The organism is uncultured Paracoccus sp., assembly GCF_937873615.1.
Lineage (GTDB): Bacteria > Pseudomonadota > Alphaproteobacteria > Rhodobacterales > Rhodobacteraceae > Paracoccus.
Map to the genome: position 1 here is coordinate 50,487 of NZ_CALMYP010000056.1, position 6,912 is coordinate 57,398.

At 61.7% G+C, this 6,912-nt stretch carries 4 protein-coding genes; all 4 read right to left on the reverse strand.

Features of this window, described 5'->3' with window-relative positions; genetic code table 11:
* Positions 1-13 precede the first annotated feature (13 nt).
* Positions 14-3,142 carry a DEAD/DEAH box helicase gene (locus Q0330_RS13160; protein ID WP_299480029.1) on the reverse strand — a complete coding sequence of 1,043 codons (3,129 nt, stop codon included), beginning with the start codon at positions 3,140-3,142 and terminating at the stop codon, positions 14-16.
* On the reverse strand, positions 3,132-4,988 hold the full coding sequence (locus Q0330_RS13165) for a phospholipase D family protein (RefSeq protein ID WP_299480032.1): 1,857 nt from the start codon (positions 4,986-4,988) through the stop codon (positions 3,132-3,134). Before Q0330_RS13165 ends, Q0330_RS13160 begins: the two co-directional genes overlap by 11 nt.
* Positions 4,978-6,162, reverse strand: coding sequence for a DUF6361 family protein (locus tag Q0330_RS13170; protein WP_299480035.1), 1,185 nt, complete (start codon positions 6,160-6,162; stop codon positions 4,978-4,980). Before Q0330_RS13170 ends, Q0330_RS13165 begins: the two co-directional genes overlap by 11 nt.
* A 94-nt stretch (positions 6,163-6,256) precedes the next feature.
* On the reverse strand, positions 6,257-6,912 hold a 656-nt coding region (locus Q0330_RS13175), incomplete at its 5' end, for a hypothetical protein (protein ID WP_299480038.1).

A 6,912-nucleotide genomic window follows, 5' to 3' on the forward strand; every position in this document is an offset into this window, starting at 1 on the left:
AATCGGCACGATTTCACGGTTGGAGCCGGATTTGCAAGTCGGCGAGATCCTCAGCCGACAAGGTGGTTTCCATGAGGCTATGCAAATACTCCAGCAGGTCTTCCTGGCGCGGCTGGCCGAAAGCAAGACGATAGACGGTCAGGCTCCGCTTGAGCCACCCGAGTCTGCGCACCTCGCGGCTGAACGGGAGCAAGGGCACGCGGCGTTCAACCTTCACCGGTCCTTCGTAGACCCAGTAGGGAATGAGGTCTGAGTCGTGGTCGGTCTCGACGCGGGCGGCGTCGAACATGATCTGCCAAGGATCATCGTGACCTGTCTCGCGCCCACGCACCACATCGACCTGCCGGTGCGCCAGATTGAGGCGGATCGCGTGACCCTTGAAACGGTGGACACGCCCTTCGCGCTGTTCCAGATCGACCGGATTTCCGGGCAGGTTCCAGTGATAGAGGCGGTAGCAATAAGGGTGAAAGTCGAGGCCCTCCTGTCCGACGGACGTCGTGGCCAGCGCAAATGGCCGGAAGGGTGAGTTGAAGGCGTCCCGAACGCTTCCCAGGCGTGCAGCCCCGCCTTCCTCGTCCTTGTAATCGGCCAGGCGCATGGCAAATCGACCCCGCATCTGGAACTTGTTTATGACAAGTTCTTTGCCAGCGACGGTCGGATCCTCGACGTCGATCTGCGATGGGCGAATGGCCAACGCCTCCGAGATCGCTTTGCTGATCCCAGCGATGCGATCTGCGGATGGCTTGGCGCCCAAGCCCTCTGCGTCGAGCAGATAGTGGACATATTCGTCGAGAACCGCTTGGAGGTTGTGCTCCACCCCGTAGGTGAGTACCTGGCGCCAATAGCGGTCATCGTCGTCCTTGCGGAGCAGAGCGACGGCCTCATGCTGGTTGAAAAGCGTGCGGAAGCCCCAGGAGATCTGGTTGGCCGCCTTCAAGAGCCGATGATCGTCCCAAGAGAGATCGGGCGAGATCCGATGCAAGGCGCGCAACGCGCAGACAGCAGGGCTACCCAGAGCGACGTCTACCAGCAGATCAATCAGCGTGTCCGGTACAGGCCCGAAAGTGCGCTCGGTCGTCACGGTGCGCAGTTCGGCGACATGCTCCTTGAAGCCCTCCTCACTGCCGAGCAGCGCGAAGCCGTAAGGAGAGTTCACCCAAGCGACAGAGTTGGCTTTCGCCATGGCGTCGATGACGGCGGGGGCAGCCCATTCCCAATCGCGGCCGTCGGCTGCGTCGCCTGATCGCTCGGCGAGTGCGGAAACGCTCTCGCGAAGGCGGTCGGCGACGGCCTTGCGCATTTCTTCGACCGACAGGGTTTCGTTCGCCACCGCGAAGATCGCAAGCGGGTCGGCGAGGCGTGCCAATGTCGGCGACGGATAGACCAGGTGCATCGCGCGCATGGCGACAAGTCGGCCCTGATTTTGCCGGAACTGGATCGGGCGTGGGCGAACATGGCCGAAATATCGCTGCCCCGAAGCACCGACGCCCATACGCCGTTCGGCTTCGTAGGACAGGATTGCCGCGATCGCATCGGGCACCATCGACCAAGATGAGAAGATCAACGCCTTGGTCAACGGCGGCCCGGATCGCTCGGGACCGTAATAGGGTAGGGATGGCGGAATCCACAGATGCTGATCAAGACCATCGCCGAACACATCATCCATGACGCCGCGCATCCGACCATTAGCGGGTTCGAGCGGCTCGTAGGCGTCTAGCCGGTCGTGATCCAGCATGGCGGGCCGTGCGCGTTCGAGCGCCGCGCACAGATTGGGCGCCGGATTGTCGAGCTGTTCTTTCAACAGCCGCTTGAGCGCATAATCGCGCATGAAGTTCAGGAGATAGGGCGCGGACTTCCAGTATTCGGTGATCTCCGGCGCATCCAGCGCGCGCGCAACGTCCGACACTGCTGCGGCTTGGCGCAGATCAGCTGGCAGGATCGTGATGACCATCGGCGGCTCGCTTACCATTGAGTCGCGCTCGATGGTGCTGGCCACGCGTTCGGTGCGCGCCATCACCTTGCGGAGCCGGTTCTCGACGACATGGCGTGCGCTGATGGCCTCGTTCCGTGCGCCGGGCATCGCGTGAAGGAAGCCGCGAAACTCGCGCATTTCGCGTTCCAGCGCCTTGGCTACGTCGGGACCGTTGGTCCGACCGTAGAGGAAGGACAAGGTCTCCAGAAAGTCACGGTAATGCTCGCCGTCATCGGGTTCATCTCCCGATAGAGTCAGCATCCGGTAGGGCGTTGCGGAAAGCAGGAGCGTGCGTGCTGCATGACCCTTGCCGTCCGAATAGTCGAACAGCTCGCGAGCCAGGTCAGCAGCCGGGGTGTCGCCGTGGAGCAAGTCGCGGAACCGTTGAAACTCGTCCATGATGATAAGATCGGGTTTCAGGGCGTCGATGCAGGCGTGCGAGAGTTTGCCGCGAAGGCGACCGACCAAGGCGTTGCGCCGCTGGTTCAGCTCTTGTGGATAGGTCTCACGGCGACGCGGGAAGAGGTCGCATACCGCCACCAGTTCCGTGAACAGCTCAGCATCTTTTTCGACGTCGCGGCGGAAGCGATCAATGATCCGTTGATCGACACCGTCTAGGGACAGCTCGCGGACGGCGCCATTCCAGCCATCAACACCGGCGGATACCTGAAGCAGATTGTGCAGGCCGCGCGGTCGCGGCACCCGGTCTTCGAGCATTCGCAGCAGTAATGCGCGCTCCTGCGTAACGCCTGTGGTCGAGCGCAGGTCAAAGGTCGTACCCGGTGTCAGGCTGATGAAATTGACCTTGTTGGCGTCGAGCCCATGATGGCCCCGGACCTGTAGCGGTATGAGTGTCATGCGGGTCGGCAACGCCAACTCGCGCCGCCCAAGCACGTTGAGGCGATTGATGTTCTGAGCTGCAACCGCCTGATTGGAACAGATATAGAGGATATCGATCCGGTCGGTGCTGTCCCAAAGTGTCTCGATGGTGCGGGCGATGACGCCGCGCGCGACCATGGTTTTGCCAAGGCCCACTTCATCCGCGACGAGAAATTGCCTCACGGGATCCTGATCGCCGTAAAGCCGGTCAAACACATAATCGACTGTACGACGCTGAAAGGCTTTCAGCGGAGCGAGGGCAGCTTCAGCATCAAATCGGTTATCCGCCATGGCTGAGGCCCTGATCCTGGAGGGCGATGCGGAATGCATCCCAAAGGGTTCGGAAATCACTGGGTATCGGATCGGCACCGGTATCGTTGTCGGCCTCCAATCGCGTCATCAGGCGTTCGATCGCATGAAGCCTTTCGCCTCCCCGGCACATGGCGCGAACCATATCTTCGAGGAGCGGCGCGTCGTCGGCGGCACTGGCCCAGGCCATGCTGCCGGAACCTTCTTGCGCTGCCAAGGCTGCGCTGAATGAATCGCCGAGTTCTGACAAGAGGAGCCGCAGATAGCGGAAAAACGCATCACGGCTGTCGATCACCCAGCGAAGAATGGCGGCGTGGCGCTCGGGGGGCAGGCCTTCCATCACCAGACTGGTGCTGAACAGAGCTGATACCTGGGCGCTGTCTGCGGTCAACCGAAAGGCCAGAAAGCGGGTGAGATCGACGATCGGCATGGCGCCGAGATCGACGGCCGTTCCTGCGCGAAGGGCATCCAGAACATCACTGGCATGGCCATCTCCTCGGGTGATGGGCCAAACCTGCAGCGTGGCAATGCCGACAAGCGGCAACGGCTGAGTGGGGATGAGCCAGACACGCCACGGGTGCGAATCGCCGTCGATGCTTTCGAGTCGCTCACAGCGCAGGCACAATCCGCCGCGGCACAAGGCGCGGCGTGCGTCGTCGAGCCGGGCCTCTGCGGCGATGGTGGCGGGATCGATGGGTTCGAGCTCGCTGGCAACGAAGGTGCGGGTGAGGCGCCCAAAGCCTTTCTCGCCCATGATCTGTTCGACACTGCCGACCTTGGACCGCTTGCCTCTGAGCGAGGCGAAAAGCTCCACATTGTTTCCCGACAGCAGGGCGGGACGCGTGGCGTTTCCGGACCCGATTGTCAGGATCGTGTCCCAGCCCACCTCGGCGATGAACGCCTTGGCGTGTAGTCCCTGAAGCGCGCTGGTGGAGACCTCCTCGCCGTCTTCGCTGGCGGCCATTTCGTCAAGGACGGAAACGCGGTCAAAAGCGTCCAGCGTGGCGCTGTCGATGCAAGCCAATTGATCCGGGCGGCTGATGAGAACGGGCTTTTCCGCTGTCGGCAGTCCGCTGAGCAGGTTGAGCGCACTGGTATCGCAAAAGGGCGAGATGATCCCCAATCGAGCGCAGGACGCAGGCTGCCAGGATTTTCCCCCGAACCCGTTCACCGCGAAGCTGACGGCGTCGAACCGGTCAGGCACGGTCCACCGGGCGCGCCGAATATCTTCGGCAACTTCATCGGTCAGTGCGCGTGCACCGTCGGAGATGCCGGCGACGGCGAGGTCTGGCAGTCGGCTCAGAAGATCGAACAGTGGCCGGTTGTTCGCATCGGGGCGGCGCGTCAGCTTGCCGTCGAGGCGTAAAGAGATGTCCCAGGACCGATCTCGCGTAAGATTGCGCGAGAGCACCAGCAGCCGCAGGAGCGTCGGATCTTCGGCACGCGTCGGCCGATAGCGGAGAGCCCAAAGCTTGGGATGGAATGCGCCTTCTCGCGGTGCGGCGACTTCGACGATGATGCGTTCGAGCAGCGAGCAGAGGCGTGAATGAGGGCGGCTTTGAGCATGAAGATGTCCTGCATCGGCATAAACGACGAGGCGCCCTGCGATCCGTTCGGCGCCTTCGAGCAGCGCCAGCGGGTGGGTGAGAATGTCATCTCGATTTTCAGCCGCGAACAGGGCGAGACTGACGGGTGCGGCGAGTGCCGTTTCGAAATCGAGCGAGAAAGTCGTCGTGATCGCAGCGTCGAAGACGTAGCCCGGAGGGGGCTGAAGGCTGTCGCCGTAGAGAACGCGGGTTTCCGGATCGAGCGTCGTTCTATTCAGCACTGGCAAGATCCCGCAAGTGCGACTTGGCTTGTGCCCATCGGAAGGTCAGCGGCTCGACACCCGAAGCGCCTGTCCACCGGTCTCGCACGGTTCGGTTTGCAAAGCGGGACTGGCTTGTTTTCAGCCGTCGCTCGCGATCCTGGACGAGACGTGCGGCCGGCGTTAGCGCACCGTTCATGACGCTGCCCGAAGTCAACAGGCCAAGCCATTCGGAGACGAAGCGCTTGGCGGCAGGCTGGATGCTGTGCGCGGGATGATCGATCGCCGCCCAGAAGGCATCGAGTGACCAAGCCCGGATCGCGGCCATGTCCAGGCTGGACTGCCAATCGGCAAACCGCGCCTCATACTTCTCGATCCATTCGGCCCGATCACGTAGTCGGCTGAGCAGCAAGTTGTAGAGCAGCGAGGCGCCGTGCATCACGCTGGAAAACATCGCGCCATGCCCAACCAGCGTACGGGCGTTGTCAGGGAAGTCGGCAAGATTGGGGTGCTCCCAGATGTTGTCACATTCAGCTTGGCCGGACCCGCTTCGCGCTAAAAACGCCAGGAGGCTGTGCGGTTGATGTGCGACGAGCCGGTCGATGATGAACTGTGCCTCGTCGAGCGAAAGCTTGAACTGCGTCTGGTCGAGCAGGTCGGTGGGACGTGCCGGCAGCGTCGCGGTCCAGATCTGAAGTGCCTGGGCCTCAGACGCGGAGTCCTCGCTTTCGCGGACGCGAGGTCGCGCGCGCTGGAGATGGCGCATGGAGGAAAAGAGGTTGTCTATTGAGCCCGGGAAGAGACGGATACCCCATGTGCCGAGCCCGGCCCAGTAGACTGAACTGGGTAGTCTTTGGAGGTCTGCACCGGCGTCCCTACCAATGACGCCGTTGGACTCGCCGCCGACCTTGAGCGCGTTGGCGAGCCGGTTTTCGAGGGCGCGGGCTTCGCTCGTGAGTTGATCCGCCCCGACCGATGATCCTTCGAGCATCTGGAACAACCAAGGGATAAACAGCATGTAGCGCAGCCGGGTTTGGATCGTGCTGGTGCCAGGGAAAAGATGGTCGGCAATCGAATCGCGGATGCCACCCAAACCCAGTTCGTCGCGGGTTTCCCGCTCCTGGAATAACGCCATGATCCGCTGCGCGCGCTGGCGCTCGGCTTCATCGAAATCAATCCAGGCAAGTGAAGACATTGGCTCCCCGCAGTTCCGTAAATGGGTGACTGGCGTTCTTGGTGATCGATTGTCAGTCGCTACCTATGACACGAACCAGGATTGCTCATGTCGATCAAGCGCCCTTCAGTCCGACAATACGGGTGCCTGCGCTGTCTGCCCGCACATCAAGGACGTTAGATAACGAGAGCACATAGCCAAGATTGTCACCGAGAGAGAACGGAAACATCGTCGGCTGTCCGGAAAGCCCGTCCAGAATGAGTGGGCGGCCCACATGCGTGAGGAGAGCCTCAGACAGCCACTGAACTGTGTCAGGGCTTTGGATGGCCACCGGTGGCTTCCGGTACAGGGTCTTGCCGCTGTCACTCTTGCTGAGCAGTGACCAGTCAACTTGCGACTGGAGAACCATATTTGTCATGCGGCGAGTACCCTCTCGCTCGCCATAGATCTCGGCCATTCTTCTGTGGACTTCCGCTGTGGTGCAATCTCCCTGAAGGGACGTCAGCCGACCCACGATCTCAGCAACCTTCGCGAAAAACGGATAAACCGCCAAAGCCATGCCCCAGGTCAAAGCTGCGACCTGCGGATCCGTCACCCCGCGAAAGATGGCGACGCCCCTATCTGCCAAGCCGGCGAGCTCTTCGCGCGGCTCGAGCCAGAGACGGTTCAAGACCGTCCTCGTCTTCTTCTTTGCCTCTGGCCCAGCATGAGCCTCTGTAAGGATTTGGTCGAGTTCGCCTATATCAGCAGCACCCGATCGCACCCGTAACG

Bases quoted from the DNA above. Each gene is read 5' to 3' on its own strand.
- Q0330_RS13160 (WP_299480029.1), bottom strand. From the start codon at position 3,142: ATGGCGGATAACCGATTTGATGCTGAAGCTGCCCTCGCTCCGCTGAAA.
- Q0330_RS13170 (WP_299480035.1), bottom strand. From the start codon at position 6,162: ATGTCTTCACTTGCCTGGATTGATTTCGATGAAGCCGAGCGCCAGCGC.